This window comes from Gordonia sp. UBA7599 (assembly GCA_002477755.1).
In the GTDB taxonomy this organism is placed as follows: Bacteria; Actinomycetota; Actinomycetes; order Mycobacteriales; family Mycobacteriaceae; genus Gordonia.
In genome coordinates this window covers 1-18,315 of record DLKD01000055.1, presented here as the reverse complement: position 1 = coordinate 18,315, position 18,315 = coordinate 1, and the positions used below count along the sequence as shown (strand labels likewise).

Genomic DNA, 18,315 nt, shown 5'->3' with positions numbered 1-18,315 from the left:
GAACAGGGCATCACGATCGACGTCGCCTATCGGTTCTTCTCCACCGAGCACCGCAGTTACGTGCTGGCCGACACCCCGGGCCACGAGCGCTACACCCGCAACACCTTCACCGGCGCCTCCAACGCCCACGTCGCCGTCGTCCTCGTTGACGCCCGCTACGGCGTCCAGCGGCAGACGCGGCGTCATGCGCGGATCGCTGCGCTCGTCGGGGTGCCGCACGTCGTCGCCGCGGTCAACAAGATCGACCTGGTCGATTTCTCGCAGGAGCGATTCGCGCAGTTGCGTGCCGAGCTCGACGAGCTGGCGCTGCAGGTCGGCATCGGTGAGATCGATGCGATCCCCGTCGCTGCGAAGTCCGGTGACAACGTCGTGCGCCGCTCGGCGTCGACCCCCTGGTACGACGGTCCGACGCTGCTGGAGTACCTCGAAGGTGTGGAACTGGCCGCCCCGTCGCCGCAGCAGCGGGAGCTGCGGCTGCCGGTGCAGTACGCGTCGCGGCCCAGCGAGACCCATCGCCGCAACTACAGCGGTCGGATCATTGCCGGCACGATCGCCGTCGGCGACGAGGTCGCGATCCTCCCGTCGGGCAGTCGTAGCACCGTCGTGGCGCTCGACACCCTTGATGGCAGTCGAGACACCGGTGTCGCGGGTCTCTCGGTGTCGGTCGAATTGGCCGACGAGATCGACGTGGCGCGCGGCGACGTCATCGTCAGCGCCGTCGACGACGCGCATCTGCCCGTCGTGGCCCGCGAGCTGGAGGCGACGCTGTGCTGGCTCGCCGAGAAGCCACTGCGGGCGGGCGATCGCGTCGCGCTGAAACACGGCACGACGACCGTCCGCGCGACCGTACAGTCGCTGGACCGCCGACTCGACCCCGACAGCCTGATCGAGCAGGTCGGACCCGGTGAGCTGGTCCTCAACGACATCGGAACGGTCACCCTGCGCACGTCGTCGGTGGTGCTGGCCGACCGCTACGCGGAGAACCGCGACGGCGGGGCATTCATCCTCATCGACGAGGCCTCCAACGAGACCGTCGCCGCGGGCACGATCGGCCGGGCCCGTGAAGTCGTGCCCGGAACGGCGACGCGCAACGACATCAAGTGGCACCCGAGTTCGCTGGCGCGCGACGAACGGTGGCGCAAGACCGGCCAGCGCGGTGCGACAGTCTGGTTGACGGGCCTGCCCGCGTCGGGGAAGTCGACCGTCGCCGTCGTGCTGGAGCGGCTGCTGGTCTCGCGCGGTCGGGTGGCGTATCTCATCGACGGGGACAACATCCGCCACGGCATCTCCGACGACCTCGGGTTCTCCCCGGGTGACCGCGCGGAGAACATCCGCCGCGTCGGGCACCTGGCGCGACTGTTCGCCGACGCCGGCGTGATCGCCGTCGCGTCGATGGTGTCGCCGCTGCGGTCGGATCGGGAAATCGCCCGCGAACTGAGCGACGCCGCCGGGCTGGAGTTCATCGAGGTCCACGTTTCGACGCCGGTCGGTGAGTGTGAACGCCGTGATCCCAAGGGCCTGTACCGACGGGCACGGGAGGGGTCGCTGCGCGGGCTAACCGGCGTCGACGCCCCCTACGAGCGGCCGCTCGATCCGGATCTGCGGTTCGACACCACCGACGCCGACGCGGAGGAATTGGCCGGGCGGATCGTCGAGATACTGGTGGAGCGCGGCATCGTCTGAGCCCTAGACTCGCGAACGTGGATCCTTTCCTCGCTCCCGACGGCGAGCCCCGCTGCGGATGGGCCGGCGGCGCGCCGGAGATGCTGGCGTATCACGACGCCGAGTGGGGTTTTCCAGTCGGCGACGACATCCGGCTGTTCGAGAAGATCTGCCTCGAGGGTTTTCAGTCCGGACTGAGTTGGCGCACCATCCTCAACAAGCGGGACAACTTCCGGAAGGCGTTCGCGGGCTTCGACTTCCACGAGCTCGCGCAGTTCGACGAGCACGACGTGGAGCGCCTCCTCGGCGACACCGGCATCATCCGCCACCGCGGCAAGATCGAGGCGGCTATCAACAACGCGCGCCGCGCCGTGCAGATGCAGGCCGACGAGGGATCGGTCGCCGCCTATATCTGGCGGTTCGAACCAGGGCCCGGGGAGATCGGTATCCCGCAGTCCAAAGCGCAATCGGCAACGTCGGTCGCGCTGTCGAAGGACCTGCGCAAACGGGGCTGGAAGTTCGTCGGGCCGACCACCGCGTTCGCCTTCATGCAGTCGATGGGCCTGGTCAACGACCACCAGCACGAGTGCATCACCCGCCCCGCCGTCGAATCGGCGCGGCGGGCGTTCACCCGACCGAGCTGACGAGCGGATCTGGGCCCCGATCAGCCCACCCGGAAGCGTTTGACGCGACTCGTCGCTCCGCTGATCAGTTCGACGCGGCTCTTGGGAACACCGAAATGTTTGGCGAGTAGCGCGCCAACCGCTTTGGTGGCCTTGCCTTCTGTGGCCGGTTCGCGGACGTACACGGTCAGCGCGCCATCGTCGCCGACCTCGACCAGCGGCCCTTTGCGGCTGTTGGGTTTGACCGTCACCACCACGGTTTCGCTCACCAGCGCACTGTAGACGGCGGCGCGCGCAAAGGAATTGTTCCGAATAGGTGCCTGCACCGGGCAACAGTGGCACATTAGGTGTGACTACAGACGCTTCCTGAATTGGAGGGGGCAATCATGGTCACCCCGATGGACACCCGCTCGGCCCCGACCGACGACTTTTCCGGCCGCTTGATCGACGACGGGGCCCAGCTGCTCCGCGGCCCCGGTCTGCGGCCGAAGGTGATGCGCGAGTTCCGGCTGCACCTGGGCAGCCCGTTCCTCAGCCTGTTCCCCGCGGCGATGTTCGACCAGGTGGCCGTCGTCGAGGTGGCCGCCGCCGTGGATGCGACCGGGCGGTTCGCGGAGAACTTCGCCGACCGGGGGGTGCGTAGCCTCTTCAGTTCGATCGGCGGGGTCGTGGGCGATCCCGCGCAGCGGGCGGAATCGGCGCGATGGCTCAAGCAGATGCATCGCGAGGTGCACGGCAACGGCCGCGGCTACTACTCCGACGTGCGCTACAGTGCCCTGAACCCGGAGCTGTGGACGTGGATCGCCAACAGCGGGCACCGATTCATCATGGTGACCTTCCCGCTGTGCACCGGGATCATCCCGACGTCGGCCGAGAAAGACGCGATGTACCGGTTCCTGCGCTACAACGCTGCCGACCTCGAGCTGCGCAGCAGCTCGGGGAAGCTGGCGACAACATGGGCCGAATTCGAGAAGCAGTACAACGCGATCGCGGAGACTAGGGTGTCGTCGAGCCCATTCCTGCGCGACCAGTACGCCGGGCTGACGAAGCTGCCGCTGCCGACCCTGGGGATGTCGCGGGCGTCGCGGTCGGCGATGACGCCGTTCTGGAAACTGATCCGCGGGTACGGCGGCCACCTCATCCAGCTGTGTTCGTACATGACGATGCACCCCGCGGTCGCCGAGGCGGTTGGCTACCGGCCCTCGCGCGCCGCGGAGGCAGAGTTCCGGGTCATTGTCGCGGCGATGCGCCTGCTGTGGCGGACCCTTCCGGAGAAGGCACGGACCGACTCGATGATCTACGAACGACTTCAACTGGAGCAGATGGAGCTTGACGGGCAGACCACCGGCGCCGCCTACTGCGACCGTCGCGCGCGGTTCGAAGAGCGCCGCAGGCGGATCATCGCCTACGGCGAGCGCTACAAGCTGGATTCCTTCGGCGTGCCGGAATCGCGCGGCGGCTGCCCGGTCGGCCGCTAGGCGAGCCGCAACAGGAGTTTCGACACCGGGCACTAGGCCCGGTAGGCCGCGAGGAAGGTCGTGATCGCCGCCTCGAGCCGTGCGGTGAATCGGCAGGCGGCTGAGGTTCGCGGCGTGTTTCGCAGTCGACGCGCGCAACCGGGCTTCGGCCACGGTCCACTGGCCTACGCTGGGACGATGATGGGCAGACGCGCATACCTATTCCTCCTCACGGTGGTCGCGGTGGTTGTCGCGGCGGCGTGCTCGACCTCGACGTCGTCCACGACTGGGACGTCGTCCGCGACTAGTACGCGCATCGAGGTCGCGCCGGCGTATACGCCGGTCGTGGTCGCCCAGCTCGGTGCGCCGACCTTCCCGTTCAAGGGATCCGACGGCAAGTTCCACATCGCCTACGACCTCGGGCTGACGAATGCCGCGTCGATCCCCGCCACCATCGAATCCATCGACGTTGTCGACGCGGACAACCGCGACCGCGTCCTCGCCTCCCTCTCGAGCAAGGTACTGGTCGATCCCGCGTGCACGTACGGCGACTGCAACCGCCTGCGCCGCCTGCCGTCGTCACCGACGGACTCGACGGTTATCGGGCCGCAGGAGACGCGCGGTCTGCTCGTCGGGATTGTGCTGGACAGTCTCGACGACGCTCCGAAGGCCGTGCTGCACCGGCTGCGGCTGCGCGGTGCGGCGAATCCCGGTTCGGCGGCACCCACCCCGATGACCTATCTCGCCGGCCCGGTGAACGTGTCGGCGGGGACGCCGCGCGTGATCGCGCCGCCGGTCGCCGGGACGAACTGGGTGGCGATGAACGGTTGCTGCGGCATCGGCACGGCGCACGTCTCCGCGCTGGCCCCGTTCAGCGGGAAGCTGCAGAACACGCAGCGCTTTGCGATCGATTGGATGCGGACCAATGACGACGGTGAGTTCGTCACCGGCGACAAGACCCGCAATGAGAGCTACGCCGGATACGGCCAGGAGATCCGTGCCGTCGCCGACGGCACGATCACCTCGACGCTCGACGTCTTGGAGCCGAACAAGCCCGGCATCCTCCCGGCGTCGGACCCCGAGCTCGCGAAGAAGATCACCGTCGAGACCGTCGACGGGAACAACATCATCCAGGACCTCGGGGGCGGCGTCTGGGCGGCGTACGCGCACCTGCAGAAGGGGTCGTTGCTCGTGAAACCTGGTGACAAGGTGAAGGCCGGACAGGTCATCGCGCGCCTGGGTAACACCGGCAATTCCAACGCCCCGCACCTGCACTTCCAGTTGATGAACGGCCCGGGCCTCGTCGGGTCTGACGGGATCCCCTATGTGATCGGGGAGTTCGGCTACGCCGGGTTCGTCGCCCACCGCAAAGTGGAGGAGATGGACGACTTCGCGTCGGGCCGATTCTTCGACGACCATCTGGTGACCCCGCAGCCGCGGCGCGACGAGCTACCGCTGGACGGTGTGATCGTCGACTTCGCGAAGTAGTCCGCCACGGACGGTGTCCTCGTCGTCGACTGTGGCCGGTGGGGCGGGGTCGACGACCGCCCGCGCGTCGTCATCGTCGACGGCGCTGTGGCGCGCTCCGCGGAGCAGGAAGGCGGCAGCGACGGCGGCAAGGGCGGTGACGGTGATGGCCGCCCAGACGGCTCCACGCAGCCCGTCGGTGAACACCTGCTGCACCGCGTCGCGCGTCGCCTCGGCGATCGGGCCCGGGGCGCGGGCGGCGGTCTGCACCCCGGCCATCACCGATTCGCTTGCGGTCTGCGCGACATCGCGGGGCACGCCGAGCGCAGTGAGACGGTCGATCACGCCGCTGGCGTAGACCGAGGTCAGGATCGAGCCGAGGACGGCGACGCCGAGGGTGCCGCCGACCTCGCGCGTGGTGTCGTTGACTGCGGCCCCCGCGCCGGCCTGCTCGGGCGAAAGAGCATCCATGACCAGCTGCGTGCACGGGCCGGAGATGAAGGCGAGGCCGGTCGCCATCAGCGACATCGACCAGATGATGAGGCTCCAGTAGCCCGACGACGGTGTGGCCACCTCGACGACGGCGAAGCCGGCCGACATCAACAGGGCGCCGGTGATGGCCACCGGTCGGGGGCCGAAGCGGTGGGACAGCGCCATGGCGACGGGGGAGAACACGGCCATGACGAGCGCGAACGGCAGCGTCCACAGCCCGGCCTCCAGCGGCCCATACCCTTTGACGGCCTGGAAGTACTGGGTGATCAGGAAGATGAACCCGAACAGGGCGAAGAACGCGACGCTGATCATTCCCGCCGCGGTGGCGAAGTACCGGTTGCTGAACAGGCGCACGTCGAGGATCGGGTAGTCGACGGCGAGTTGGCGGCGGACGAACAGCCCGAGGACGAGCACGGCCGCGACGATGCCGCCGATGGTGCGGGCGCTGCTCCACCCGAAGTGTGGGCCCTCGATGACCGAGTAGGTCAGCGCGACGAGGCCGGCCGATGATCGACAGCGCGAGCCCGACGAAGTCGAACCGGTTGACCGCGTCGGGTCGCGTTCCGGGCACGACCAGAAGGATCGTCGTGACGGCGACGACACCGACCGGCAGGTTGATCCAGAAGACTGACGACCACGAATAGTGCTCGAGCAACCAACCGCCCAGTACCGGACCGATGGCGACCGCGATGCCGGACGTTGCGGCCCAGATGCCGATCGCGGCAGCGCGCAGCGTGCCCTGGGGAAAGACGACGGTAATGATCGCCAGAGTCGCAGGGAAGACGAGGGCGGCGAACAGCCCGAGCACTGCGCGGGCGGTGATGAGCTGTCCGAGCGACTGCGACAGGGCGGCGAGCACCGAGACGGCGGTGAAGCCGACAATGCCGGTGACCAGCATGCGGCGGTGGCCGAAGCGGTCGCCGAGGTAGCCGCCGGTCAGCAGTAGGCCGGCGAAGACGAGCGTGTAGGCGTCGACGATCCACTGGAGGCCGGAGATTCCGGCGTTCAGGTCGCGGGCCATGGTCGGCAGTGCGACGTTGACGATCGTGTTGTCGACCATCACCAACAATTCGGCGAAGCAGAGGGCGGCGAGTGCCCACCAGCGGTTGCGCATGGCAATCCTCCTTCGGGGTCGGGCGAGAGGACCCGGGAGTGGAACGCTGCTCTAATAGTATAGAACAATATGCTACCTAAGAAGAACACTGTTCTAGTAGGATGTCAATATGTCGTCGCCGAAGACCCGGACCCGGACCGCTGCCGCCGATGTTCGCGACCAACTCCTCGTCGCGGGGCGGCGCATCCTCGAGCGCGACGGCGAGACCGGGTTGACGGTGCGTGCCGTCGCCGCCGAGGCCGGCGTCGCGCCGATGGGCGTGTACAACCACTTCGACGGCAAGGAGGGCCTGCTCGACGCGGTGGTCACCGACGGATTCGCCGAGTTCGGACGCGCGATCGCGGCCACCGACGATGATGCGACCGCAAGGCTGCTCGCCAGCGGCCTCGGCTACCGCGCCTTCGCGCTCGCCAATCCGGTGCTCTACTCGCTGATGTTCTCCAGCAGGTGCCGGCCCGACGACGAGACGGCGGCGCGGGCCTTCGAGGTCCTCGTCGACATCATCCGGTATGCCCAGGTCGGCGGCCTTCTCAAGCCGGGCGACGCGGAGGGGTTGGCGTTGCAAGTGTGGTCGTGCGTACACGGCGCCGTCGCCCTCGAATTGTCGGGAGCACTACCGCCGGGCGCCGATGCGACGGCCGTCTACGAGGATGTGCTGCGGCTGGTCACCGCAGGTCTCGGCGCGTAGCGCTCAGCGACCGCCGACGGTCCCACCCGTGCCGGCCCGCTGGACGGTGTTGATGAACGCCCGCTGGTTCTTGTTGTTGGCGTAGTCCTTGACCGCGGCGTAGAGCGCCTCTTGGAACGCGGTGTTCATCAGCTCCCCGTGGGCCATCGACAGCAGGACGGTGTCGCGCCAGAGTGCGGCCGACGCCCCGCGCTGATAGTCCGAGAGGGTCGCGGCGCTGACGTCTCGGCGCACCGGAACTGAGCCCTTGACCTTCGTGAACGCGAGCATGGTTGCCGGGTCGGCGACGGTCTCCAGGAACTTCAGCGCGTTCACTCCGTTGCGCGCCTGCTTTGCAGCGACGAAGGTGTCGACGATCGCCAGGTAGTTGCCCTCGGTCCCGGGGAACGGTGCATACCCGAATTGCTGACCGTCGACGGCCCCCGCGGCGACCAGTTCGCCGTAGGCCGAGTCGTTCATCGTGAGATAGCCGCATTCGCCGCGGGCGAGTTTGCGCACCGCGTCGTTCCACCGGGTCTGACCGGCGGCCGGGTCGGCTTGCGCGATGTAGCTGCCGAAGTAATCCAGCGCCTTGGACACGTCGGGCCCGCCCCAGTCGAACCGGTCGTCGGCGATCCGCTTCCAACCGTCGGCCCCGACGACCCCGAGCAGCGTGTTCTCGAACAGCTCGACTCGGGTGAACGCATCGTCGGCTCCGAGGCACAGTGCCGTGGTGCCCGCGCCGGCGACCTTCGCCAGGTCGGCCACTAGCCGGTCCTGGGTGTAACCGGGGCCCGGAGGTGCGACGCCGGCTTTGGCGAGAACGTTGCGGTTGAACCACAGGTTGTTGCCGCGGTGGGCACCGGTGGGCATCGCCCACGGCTTGCCGTCGCGCATCAGCGACGCGCGGATCGCGTCGGGCAGTTCGGGCCCGATTCCGGTGGCCGTGAACACCGACTCGATCGAGACGATGCGCCGTGCGGCCGCCCAACTGTCCACGGCCGCGCCGGTGAGACTCTGCCACAGATCCGGCGGATTGTTCGCGGCCAGACGCTCGGCCAGGGCGACTTGGGCGTTCCCACCGCCGCCGCCCACGACGGAGGCGTTGATGAGTTTGACGCCGGGGTTCTTCGCCTCGAAGGCATCGGCGAGCACTGCGAATGCGGGGCGCTCGGACTCCGATGACCACCACGACAGCACCTCGACCTTGTCGGTCGGATCGGCGTAGTTCCCGTCGCCACCCGAACAGCCGGCGAGGAGTACCGCGCTGGCGAGCACCGTCAGAGTCTTGCGAAACCTCACGCGACTGCCTCCTCGGTCGTGTGCTGGTGTTGCGGGGTGCGCAGGTCGTAAACCGCGTACGCGGCGACGACGGCAAAACAGAATGCCGGGACGAGGAACGACACCGCCGCGCTTGTGCTGTCGAGGATCCGACCTTGGATCATCGGGACGATCGCTCCGCCGACGATCGCCATGACGAGCCCGGCCGCACCGAACTTGGTTGCCGGGCCGAGGCCCTGCAGCGCGACGCCGTAGATGGTCGGAAACATCAGCGAGAGACAGAAGGAGATGGCGACGACTGCCGCGACGCCGAGCGCGTTCGGGGAGACGACCGCGAAGAGCGCGAGCCCGACCGCGGCGACGGCGAGGACCGCCATCACCTTCGTGGCCCGGACCCGTCCGATCAACCACGTCATCAAGAAGCGCCCCACGAGGAAGATGATGAGACTGATCTGCAGGAGGTAGGCGCCGAGCTTCAGCGACCCGTCGAGCGACTGTTGGACGTACTGGATGATGTATGTCCAGGTGCAGACCTGACCGGCGATGTTGAAGAACTGGGCGACGACGCCGAAGACGTAGCGACGGTTGCCCAGCAATATCTTCGGGATGCTCTTCCCCTCGAGATCGCCTTCGGGAAATTCTTCGACGATCTTCGGCGCCCGGTTGATGGCGATGCTGACCGCGATCGCGATCAGCAGAAAGCCCAGGCCGAGGTATGGTCCCATGACCGCGCCGAGCTGGCCGGCGCGGACGGTGCGCGCCTCGGCGTCGGAGAGATTCGCCCGGTTCACCGGCTCACTGAGCTTCGGCATGATGAACAAGGCGGCCATCAGGACGCCGATGTTGGTCCCGACGGGGTTGAACGCTTGCGCGAAGTTGAGCCGCCGTGTTGCCGTCTCCTCGGGGCCCAGTGAGAGCACGTACGGATTGGCCGACGTCTCCAGGATGGAGCAACCCGCGGCGATGAGGAACAGGGCGACGAGGAAGGCGGCGAACGTCATGATGTGCGCGGCCGGGTAGAACGCGAACGCCCCGATTGCCGCCAGCAGTAGCCCCGAGAGCAGACCGACCTTGTAGCCGAAGCGCTCATTGAGGAATGCGGCGGGCAATGCGAGCAGGAAGTACGCCCCGAAGTAGGCGAACTGGACGAGCGACGCCTGGAACGTGCTCATGTCGAAGATCTGCTTGAACCCGGCCACCATCGGTGTGGTGAGGTCCGCGGCGATGCCCCATGCCGTGAAACACAGGATCAGTGCGACGAAGAGGACCCACTGGCCTTTGCCGACGAGGCCGGGTTTCGTTGCTGTCGGGGCCGTCAGAGCTTCTGTGGTCTGAGTCACACTTGAACGTTAACGCTGCCTGCTCGGCGTGGCAACGGATTCGACGGTCACATCGGCGCGATGGGTTGGGGCTGGTCTTGTGCCGCCGATGACTCCGGGTCGTTTGTCAGGCTCTGGGCGTAGGCGACGCCCAGGACCAGCAGCAGGATCCCGGCGACCAAGAACGCGATGACGCGCAGGAAGCCGGCGAGCGCGGCGAGATCGAAGAGGAACAGCTTGGCGACTGCCGCGGTGATCAGGGCGAGGCCGGCGGTGAGTGCGACTGTGCGCGTCGAACCGGCAAGACGTCGGGCCCACAACAGTGCGGCGGCAGCGGTGCCGAACCAGATGAGTGTCGCGGCGGTGTGTCCGGCGCGGAACCCGTCGACCGATCCGCCGGTCACCAGCTCTGCGATCGTCACGCACAGGGCGGTCACGAGCGCCAGGTCGACGAGTCCGCCGACGATCCATAGACGGTCTGCGGTGGCCGGGAACTCACGGTCCCATGCCCACGTGAGCAGGGTCGTCGCGAACAGGGCGAGTACGACGCCGACGGCGATGCCCAATCGGACGTTCGTGGGGAGGCCGGTGTGCGCGAGCAACTGCTCGAGACCACGGTCGTGGACCAGGGCGAGCAACCCAGCGGCCGTGCCGACCGTGCCGATGATGAGGAGGACCCGGCGCAGATCGCCGGCGAACAGAGCGGCGACGGTGACCACGAGCGCGGTGGCGAGCCCGGCGGGGACGAGGAACGTCGGGTCGACCGCGACGAGGACGGCCAGTGCGAGCAAAACGGCGGCGGCCGTGACCCAGATCGCGCGAGCGGCCAGCGGAATCCCCCGGTGGTGGACGGTGGCGAACGCGGCGATGACGAAGAGCAACGCTCCGACGGCCGGCGTCACACTCGCCAGCGACGCGGGCAGCGTCCAACCGGCACCGAGCAGCGCCACGGCCGAGCCGGTCGAGGCCAGGGCGATCAGCTCCTTGGCCTTGCTCGTCGGAAGTAGCAGGACTGCTGATCCGACTGCCAGCGCCACGTTGAGGACAAGCGCCGTTGAGAGGAACCAGTCGGAAATCGTGATTAGGGGAGTCACGGCGATGAGGAGCGGGAGCGTCGTCGCAGCGGTGTTGACGACGAACAGTGCGGTCCAGTCGCGGCCGACTTGAAGCCACAGCGTGGCGCCCGCGTAGACGAGCAGGAAGGCGATCAACGTGGCGTCGACCCCGTCGGCGACGATCGGCGCGAACGCCAGTAGTGGCACCGACACCAGCAGGCCCAGGGCCTGGCTGTTCCAGCGGTGTGCGAACCAGAAGCCACCCCCGGCGACGGCGGCTCCGAGGAGGAGCGCGGCGGCGACGGGCAGCCAATGGTAGATCGACGTAGCGGCGAGCACGTCGAACAATGCGGCGGCGATACCGGTGGCCACGAGGGCGATCGCGCCGGAGCGCTTGGCTTCGCGTCGGCCGATATACGCCCCGGCCCCGACCAGCGCGAGAGCGAACAGCGCACCACCGACGACGCGGATCTCCGGTCGCAGCAACCCGGCTTGGGCGGCGAGGATCAGCAACATCACGACGCCGATAAGCGTGATGCCGACGCCGACGGCCGCGAGGACGCGCCCGACCAACCCACGCTCCGCGGCGGCGGCGAGGCGCTCCGACAGCGGCGTCGGCGGTGTGCTCGGACGCGGTGGAACGGGCGGGCGCACAGGCCGTCCCTGGGGCGGCGGCGCATAGGGGGGCGGCGGGTACGCCGGCCGGGCCGGATAGGGCATCGCGCGGGGTGGAACAGTGGGCGTTGCCGCCGGGAGGGGTGGGACAGGGTGCGGGGCGGTTGGGAGCGGCGGAGCCGGGTTCGCCGGTGCGGCGGATCCGGCCGGGGGCGCGGTCAGCGCGGCGAATTCCGAGGAGACCGCGGAGAGCCGTTCGGACAGGCTGTGCAGCTCGGCGCCGAGGCGGGCGGCGTGTTCTGAGTCGAGGATTTCAGTCATACGTCAACCGTCCACCGTCGGACGAGTCGGTACCTCCGCAGAACTACTCAGACGCGCCCGTACGGTGGGCGTCATGGCCATGGCACCCACAACACGGCGCGGGAGTTCTGCGCTCGTCCCGTCGGTCCCACGGATCCTGGTGCTGGTGGCGGCACTCGGCGCGACGACGGTACTAACCGTCGTTCTCGGTGTCGCCGATCCCGACGCACCGATGTCGTATCCGAGCCGGTTCCTCATTTGGAACCTCTTCCTGGCGTGGATCCCGCTTGTCGCGGCGCTCGGCTTCGCTGTGGTGCGGAGCCGGCTCACCGTCGAGTTCGGTGCCGTGTTCGGCTGGCTGGTCATGGCAGCGACGGTCGCGCTCTGTGCGATCGGAGTGGCGATCGGGCGCTTCCAACGGTGGAACTCGTGGGATCTGGTCAACCGGCCCGACGAAGTCGTGTCGGCCACGCTGGGTTGGGTGGCCAACCCGTTCTCCTCGGTGCAGTCGACGGGGGTCGGGATCGCCGTCGCGGCTTCCTGGCCTTCGCCTACCTCACGATGTGGGGTTATGAGGCCATCGGCGTCGCGGGTCCTCGAAGCGCCCGGCCCGGCGAAGGGCCGCATGTAGACTTTCGACGATAAGAATGCGGTTAAGGCGCGAGGCTTGGTGAGGGGCGCAACGGGTGGTCGAATCGACACAGAACGATGGTGTGTGCCCTGACGATTCCGATCGCACCCAGATGCTGACCCTCATTGCCGAGGTCGGGGATGCGCTGAACAGGTCGTCGTACCCCAACCCGGAGACGGCGAAGGTGATCCGGGAGATCTGCGACGCCTACGACTACGACATCTCCGCCGAAGTCTTCCCGACTTATGTCTTGGCGCTCGACCAAAAGGAGGGCCTGACCGAGCTGGTGAAGACCGGCTCGTCGTTCCGGTTTGACCAGGTCGCCGACACCGAGACGCTTGTGCACCGGTTGCGCCTGGCGGAGCTGCCCGTCGGGGAGGCCCTCGAGCATCTCCGCGCTATCGTCAATGCCAAGCCGCCGCTCAACCCGGTCGTGCGGATCATCGGGTACATGCTCATGGCGTTGGGATTCGCTCTGTGCTTCCGCATGAGTTTCGCCGCATCTATTGCCGCGGTCCTCATTGCGATTCCGATTGGTGCGATTTCCCTGTGGGGCAGCGTAAAGGGCACTCTCGCCGCGCTGATGCCGGTGTTGCTGACCTTTATCTCCGCCCTGGTCCTTGCGCTATGGGCGGTGCACGAGGGGTTCCCGGACCCCGTCCGCGTGGCGGTGATCCCGGTGCTCACCCTGATCCCGGGCGCCGCCCTGACGACGGCGCTGATCGAACTCACCGCCGGGGCGATGATCTCCGGTTCTGCGCGCCTGGTCTATGCGCTGGTGGTACTGCTGTCGATGGCCTTCGGCTTGGCCCTGGCCATCGATCTGGCTGGCATGACCTCGGAGAACTTGCAAGACCTCACCACCACGCAGGCGCCGTGGTGGGTGTTGTGGATTGCGCCGCCCATATACGGGCTGGGAAACATCCTGTATTTCTGTACCCCCAGACGCGTGTGGTTCTGGCTCGTCGTCGTCGCGTTCGGAGCTTTCTGGTTCAACCAGGTTCTGGAGCACGCCATGCACCCGCAGTTCGCCGGTGGGGTATCACTCGGTGTTGCACTACTCGCCGCCTGGGCGATCAACGCGCACGTGAAGGGTAATCCCAGCGTCTTGGTCATGTTCTTGCCGACGTTTTGGCTGCTGGTCCCGGGGTCGATGGGATTCGTCGCGATCAGTGGTGCCATCACCGAGGACAAGGAACTGTCGAGTCTGGGTGGCAGCGCGGCGCTGTCGCTGCTGAGCATGGCGATCTGCATGATGATTGCGAGCGTCCTCGCTCCGATGGTCACCACGCGGTACAAGGGCGCGCTACCGGCGTAGTCAGGCCGACCTAGTCGTTCGAGACGTACCTTTCGGCAGGAGGACAGATGAGACGTCTTAGTCCGGTCGCCACCGCAGCCACCGATCCTGGCCCGGTGGAGTTGCGCGCGCGCGAAACGTCGAGTTCGAGTGGTCGCGCACGCCGTTGCACTGGCTCCCCGGCCACCCCTACGCCTCGCACGTTGTCACGGCGCTCAATCTGCTTCTCCCCGAGGGCGAGCGCTGGTTCGTGCGCACTTTCAACGAGGCGCTGCCGCTGGTCGCCGACGAGCGGCTGGCCGCCACGATGCGCGGTTTCATCGGGCAGGAGGCCGTGCACGCAAAGTCCCACGACAAGGTGCTGTGGACCTTCATTGACGCTCACGGCATCGATCCGCGGCCGTACCAGCTCCAGATGGAGTGGGTGTTCCGCAGGATCCTCGGCCCGAGCCGATCCGGTTCCGCGAGAGCGCAGTGCAAACACCTCGTCGAACGATTGTGGCTGATCGCCGCCATCGAGCACTACACCGCTGAACTCGGCGATTTCGCCCTCAATTGCTCGTGGGCGTCGTTGGGCGGCGATCCAGAAATGGTCGATCTGTTCTGCTGGCACGCCGCAGAGGAAGTTGAGCATCGCGCGGTGGCCTACGACGTCGCCAACTACTTCGGCAACAGCTATCTGGCGCGTGCCCGAACGATGCTCCTCGTGCTCTCGGCGATGCTCTGGCTGCTGTTCCGGGGCGCCAAGGACATTGCACGGCAGGACCCGGCCATCAGGCGCCTCGGCTTTATCGGCCGCCGTCGTGAATACAACCGCGGCGTCCGTGCCAACGTGCTGCCGTCGCTGCTCGGCCTGACCTGGTCGACCGTCAAGTATTTCCGACCTGGTTTCCATCCCGACGAAGTCGGAAGCACCGCACAGGCTGTCGCATACTTGGCGTCGTCGCCGGCGGCGCGACGGGCCGGATGACCGGCACCGAGCCGATCGGCCTGCGCGTCACGCCGCCGAGCCTGCGCGGGCGCTTTCGGCGCGATCCGCTGCTCTGGACGGCCACAGGCGTCGCGAAGTTGTGGTGGCCGGGGTGGGGAGCGCTCTCCCGTCTGCGCACGAGGCACGTCGAGGACGGCATTGTCGGCGTGCGCATCGCCGCCCGCGAACCCGTCGCGGTCGACGAGGACGTCGTCGCGCTGACCCTTGCCTCGGCCAACGGCGACCCGCTGCCCCGCTGGTACGCGGGGTCGCATGTCGATGTGCTGCTCCCGTCCGGGCGGATCCGCCAGTACTCGCTGTGCGGCGATCCCGCCGACCAATCGGTGTACCGCATCGCGGTCCGCCGCATCCTCAGCGGGGGTGGCGGCTCGATCGAGATCCACGACGATCTCCGGGTGGGTGATCTGTTGCCGATCCGGGGTCCCCGCAACGCCTTCCCCCTGGTGCTGCCCGGTGTCGCCGACGGTCGTGACCCGTCGGCCAAGCAATTGCGGTTCGTGGCGGGTGGCATCGGGATCACCCCGATCCTGCCGATGCTGTCGCACGCCGAACGACTCGGCTACGACTGGTCGGCGATCTACACCGGGCGCAGCCGGGCGTCGATCCCCTTCCTTCGTGAGTTGGAAGGCTACGGCGACCGGATCACCGTGCGCACCGACGATGAAGACGGCCTCCCTGATGCTGACGGCTTGGTCGGTCCCCTCGACGGCGAACGTCCGATCGTGCTCTACTGCTGCGGACCCATCCCCATGATCGATCTTCTGCGCGCGCATCTCGACGGGCGTGGCGATGTCGAACTGCACTACGAACGCTTCTCGCCCCCGCCGGTGGTCGGCGGATCGGAGTTCGCCGTCAGTCTTGCGCGCAGCGGTGTTTCGACGACGGTCGGCGCTGATGAGAGTCTCCTGGCCGCCCTTCGCCGGGTGTATCCCGGCGTCCCCTACTCGTGTCAACAGGGCTTCTGCGGCACCTGCCGGTTACATGTCGTCGACGGTGAGCCGGAGCACCGCGACACTCTGCTCTCCGATGCTGAACGGGCCGACGGTGACATTCTTACCTGCGTGTCCCGGTGTGCGGGAACTCATCTGACCGTCGACCTGTAGGTTGCGACGTCGGCCATGGCGCTACGCGGCTTTGGTGATGCTGCCGGTCAGGTAGCGCTGCAGCGTTGGTGCGATGGCGTCAACGATCTGGTCTACTGACGCGCTGGCCAGCGGTTCTGTCTTGACGACCCAGCGCATCGTCCCCAGACCGATGATCGTCGAGGCGCACAGCGATGCGCGGAGCGGGATATCGGCCATGCCGAGGCGCTTGAGTATCCGCTCGAAGACCGGCCCGAGGAACATATCCATCGTCGCGTCGACGGCCTTGCTCGTCGCGAGCCCGCCCGCCGTGCCGACCGCGAACGGCCCGCCGCCGGTGGCGTCCCACGTTTTGACCAGGGTCTTGATGACGCGTTCGCCGATCCGATTGGACGTGCCCTTGACGATGTCGTCGACGAAGTCCGGCACGCCGAACGGGAGGTGCAGCTTCTTGGCGACCGAGTCCAGGCTGGGAACGAACCGGCCATCATCGTTGCTCATGGAGCCCAGCTTGCCACCTAATGGGTCAACTACGGACGCGGTCGCGTAGGCGGCGCCCGCCCTGCGCCGCCTTGGCGCCGAGTTCCCCGGCTCGGTCGCGCAGTTCTGCGGCACCTAGGCGAATCGCTCGTGCGGTCTGCCAGTTTTGCGGAGTGTGATCATTCAAAATCGAAACAGGGGCTCTCAGCTGGGAAATCGTGGAGCCGATGACGGGAATCGAACCGAGGCGGGGGCCTGAATGGTCACCCACACGTTGCCGACCTGCAGAGTCCGCGAGCTGACGCCGTTGGGTCCAGCGGTGCCCAGCCCGGACCGACCGCCCGCTCCTCCCGCACCGTGAGTCGCCGGGTCTCCGGTGGCGGCGCCCCCATTGCCGCCGGGTGCGCCATTGCCGAAGCTGATCGCCCAGCCGCCCTCGCCGCCGTTGCCACCGAAAGCCGCACCGCCGTGTGCGTTGCCGCCCGCGCCGCCGGAGCCGGGGGTGCCGGAGAACACGTTGCCGCCCTTCGCGCCGGCGCCGCCATGCGCGCTGGCGCCGCTGGCGTTGCCACCATCGCCACCACGACCGCCGAGGTACCACTTGCCGGGGCCGCCTATCCCGCCGTCGCCGCCGCGCGCTGCCCCCGGGGCCGTCGCAGAACCGCCGTTGCCACCGTTGCCGCCGATGCCCTTCGAATTCAGATCGGAGATCCGGCTGCCCCCGTCACCACCGCGGCCGCCCTGCGCGTCGCCGCTCCCGGCGTTGGCGTTGCCGCCGTTCCCGCCGTTGCCGGCGTTGCCCCCGAACAGCCCGCTCGCACCGCCCTTGCCGCCGTCTCCGCCAACATTGGTGCCGTCGCCACCGTGGCCGCCATCACCACCGGAACCCCGCGAGAAGCCTCCGTTGCCGCCTTTGCCGCCGGCCTGCCCGGGCAGGCCATCGCCGCCGCGGCCGCCGTTTCCGTTCAGCCAGGCGTTGCCGCCCGCACCGCCGTAGGCGCCGGCTCCGCCGTTGCCGCCCCAGAAGTCGCCGTCGCCGCCCTTGCACATCGACCGGCAATCGGGGTTGATCTGCAAGGCGTCGCGACCGTCGGCGGCCTGCGCCGGAGCCACCCCGGCGAGAACCAGTGCCAACGTGGCACCGCCGGCAGCGACGACTAGTGATGATCCATAGCGCATGGGGTTCCCCGCTTCAATTGGGCTTTCGATCTTGCCCGCAGAATATGCGTTGAGGGCCCGGCGTCAGAGAACTTGCGGAATACGGGCGTGGCGTCGACCACCCCGGCGAGGGGACTGCAATCGGTGGAGCCGATGACGGGAATCGAACCCGTCTCACGAACAGCAAAAACAGTGCTTGACCTGCGGTTCAGCCGTTTTCGTGGTCGGTCGGCCGGATTGCGCGACCTGCGGGAATGCGGCGTTTTGTTGCCACGGCAACAGTCGTTCAGAGGGCCGGCGTCAGGCAGGATGACGGTCGAAGTACTCCACGAGCGCGCGGCGGATGATCTCGGCGGGCTTGGCGTCCTCGGTCACCGCGCGCGCGTCCAAGCGCGCCTCGATGTCGACGGGCAAGCGCACCGAGGTGATCGGGGTGCGGCCCCGGGCGGGCGAGACTTCCTCGGCCCACACCCGCTCGAGTTCGCGGTTGCCTCTGACGGTGCCGGTGTACATCTGCCCGTGGGCAAAGTCGAAGGTGTAGTCGTCCCAATGGTGCTCGAGTGCTGCTTCGCGGAGCTCGTGGATCGTCGCGCGCAGCAGGTCGGCGTCGGACATGGCTGCGAA

13 protein-coding genes and 4 pseudogenes are annotated in these 18,315 nt (G+C 67.8%); 9 read left to right on the top strand and 8 right to left on the bottom strand.

Annotated elements, in window-relative coordinates:
• Both cysC and B4L26_RS07085 read left to right on the top strand, forming a co-directional pair.
• The coding region (gene cysC, locus B4L26_RS07090; RefSeq protein WP_290717466.1) for an adenylyl-sulfate kinase at positions 1–1,683 on the top strand (1,683 nt) is incomplete at its 5' end.
• 17 nt (positions 1,684–1,700) lie between these two features.
• Positions 1,701–2,306, top strand: a complete 606-nt coding sequence (locus B4L26_RS07085; RefSeq protein ID WP_290717464.1) for a DNA-3-methyladenine glycosylase I — start codon at positions 1,701–1,703, stop codon at positions 2,304–2,306.
• A gap of 20 nt (positions 2,307–2,326) precedes the next feature.
• Here the strand turns inward: B4L26_RS07085 and B4L26_RS07080 are convergent, their stop codons facing one another.
• Positions 2,327–2,554, bottom strand: a complete 228-nt coding sequence (locus B4L26_RS07080; RefSeq protein WP_290717463.1) for a DUF167 domain-containing protein — start codon at positions 2,552–2,554, stop codon at positions 2,327–2,329.
• 117 nt (positions 2,555–2,671) lie between these two features.
• On the opposite strand from B4L26_RS07080, the gene B4L26_RS07075 reads away from it, so the two are divergent.
• A complete protein-coding gene (locus B4L26_RS07075) occupies positions 2,672–3,763 on the top strand; it encodes an oxygenase MpaB family protein (protein ID WP_290717461.1) in 1,092 nt (363 codons plus the stop codon).
• A gap of 177 nt (positions 3,764–3,940) precedes the next feature.
• The gene (locus tag B4L26_RS07070) at positions 3,941–5,230 is read left to right on the top strand and encodes a M23 family metallopeptidase (protein WP_290717459.1); all 1,290 of its coding nucleotides are present in this window, start codon (positions 3,941–3,943) and stop codon (positions 5,228–5,230) included.
• Here B4L26_RS07070 and B4L26_RS07065 read toward each other — a convergent pair.
• Positions 5,192–6,815 (bottom strand): annotated as a pseudogene (locus B4L26_RS07065) (DHA2 family efflux MFS transporter permease subunit). The gene B4L26_RS07070 and the pseudogene B4L26_RS07065 overlap by 39 nt on opposite strands.
• A gap of 109 nt (positions 6,816–6,924) precedes the next feature.
• Here B4L26_RS07065 and B4L26_RS07060 point away from each other — a divergent pair.
• On the top strand, positions 6,925–7,503 hold the full coding sequence (locus B4L26_RS07060) for a TetR/AcrR family transcriptional regulator (RefSeq protein WP_290717458.1): 579 nt from the start codon (positions 6,925–6,927) through the stop codon (positions 7,501–7,503).
• A gap of 3 nt (positions 7,504–7,506) precedes the next feature.
• Here the strand turns inward: B4L26_RS07060 and B4L26_RS07055 are convergent, their stop codons facing one another.
• The 3 genes from B4L26_RS07055 to B4L26_RS07045 are packed head-to-tail and all read right to left on the bottom strand — an operon-like array spanning position 7,507 to position 12,073.
• Entirely contained in the window at positions 7,507–8,784 is a 1,278-nt protein-coding gene (locus B4L26_RS07055; protein WP_290717456.1) for an ABC transporter substrate-binding protein, read from the bottom strand.
• Positions 8,781–10,103 carry an L-fucose:H+ symporter permease gene (gene fucP / locus B4L26_RS07050; RefSeq protein WP_290717454.1) on the bottom strand — a complete coding sequence of 441 codons (1,323 nt, stop codon included), beginning with the start codon at positions 10,101–10,103 and terminating at the stop codon, positions 8,781–8,783. Before fucP ends, B4L26_RS07055 begins: the two co-directional genes overlap by 4 nt.
• A 47-nt stretch (positions 10,104–10,150) precedes the next feature.
• Entirely contained in the window at positions 10,151–12,073 is a 1,923-nt protein-coding gene (locus B4L26_RS07045) for a DUF2339 domain-containing protein (protein ID WP_290717452.1), read from the bottom strand.
• Positions 12,074–12,152: 79 nt separating this feature from the next.
• On the opposite strand from B4L26_RS07045, the pseudogene B4L26_RS07040 reads away from it, so the two are divergent.
• From B4L26_RS07040 to B4L26_RS07025, 4 genes and pseudogenes are all read left to right on the top strand, one after another.
• Positions 12,153–12,697, top strand: a pseudogene (locus B4L26_RS07040) (DUF1361 domain-containing protein).
• Positions 12,698–12,738: 41 nt separating this feature from the next.
• The gene (locus tag B4L26_RS07035; RefSeq protein WP_290717450.1) at positions 12,739–14,001 is read left to right on the top strand and encodes a threonine/serine ThrE exporter family protein; all 1,263 of its coding nucleotides are present in this window, start codon (positions 12,739–12,741) and stop codon (positions 13,999–14,001) included.
• Positions 14,002–14,048: 47 nt separating this feature from the next.
• Positions 14,049–14,950, top strand: a pseudogene (locus B4L26_RS07030) (metal-dependent hydrolase).
• Complete coding sequence (locus tag B4L26_RS07025; protein ID WP_290717449.1) at positions 14,947–16,074, top strand: PDR/VanB family oxidoreductase; 1,128 nt, start codon at positions 14,947–14,949, stop codon at positions 16,072–16,074. The pseudogene B4L26_RS07030 and the gene B4L26_RS07025 overlap by 4 nt, the downstream one beginning before the upstream one ends.
• Before the next feature lie 21 nt (positions 16,075–16,095).
• Here B4L26_RS07025 and B4L26_RS07020 read toward each other — a convergent pair whose 3' ends face one another.
• The 3 genes and pseudogenes from B4L26_RS07020 to B4L26_RS07010 all read right to left on the bottom strand — a co-directional run.
• Positions 16,096–16,554 carry a hypothetical protein gene (locus B4L26_RS07020; RefSeq protein WP_290717447.1) on the bottom strand — a complete coding sequence of 153 codons (459 nt, stop codon included), beginning with the start codon at positions 16,552–16,554 and terminating at the stop codon, positions 16,096–16,098.
• A 183-nt stretch (positions 16,555–16,737) separates the two neighbouring features.
• Positions 16,738–17,712, bottom strand: a complete 975-nt coding sequence (locus tag B4L26_RS07015; RefSeq protein ID WP_290717445.1) for a hypothetical protein — start codon at positions 17,710–17,712, stop codon at positions 16,738–16,740.
• Between the two features lie 279 nt (positions 17,713–17,991).
• Positions 17,992–18,315 (bottom strand): annotated as a pseudogene (locus B4L26_RS07010) (hypothetical protein); the annotation flags it as partial.

Coding starts and splice junctions, on each gene's coding strand:
- B4L26_RS07020 (WP_290717447.1), bottom strand. CDS start 16,554: ATGAGCAACGATGATGGCCGGTTCGTTCCCAGCCTGGACTCGGTCGCC.
- B4L26_RS07025 (WP_290717449.1), top strand. CDS start 14,947: ATGACCGGCACCGAGCCGATCGGCCTGCGCGTCACGCCGCCGAGCCTG.
- B4L26_RS07070 (WP_290717459.1), top strand. CDS start 3,941: ATGATGGGCAGACGCGCATACCTATTCCTCCTCACGGTGGTCGCGGTG.
- B4L26_RS07045 (WP_290717452.1), bottom strand. CDS start 12,073: ATGACTGAAATCCTCGACTCAGAACACGCCGCCCGCCTCGGCGCCGAG.
- B4L26_RS07015 (WP_290717445.1), bottom strand. CDS start 17,712: ATGCGCTATGGATCATCACTAGTCGTCGCTGCCGGCGGTGCCACGTTG.
- B4L26_RS07060 (WP_290717458.1), top strand. CDS start 6,925: ATGTCGTCGCCGAAGACCCGGACCCGGACCGCTGCCGCCGATGTTCGC.
- B4L26_RS07075 (WP_290717461.1), top strand. CDS start 2,672: ATGGTCACCCCGATGGACACCCGCTCGGCCCCGACCGACGACTTTTCC.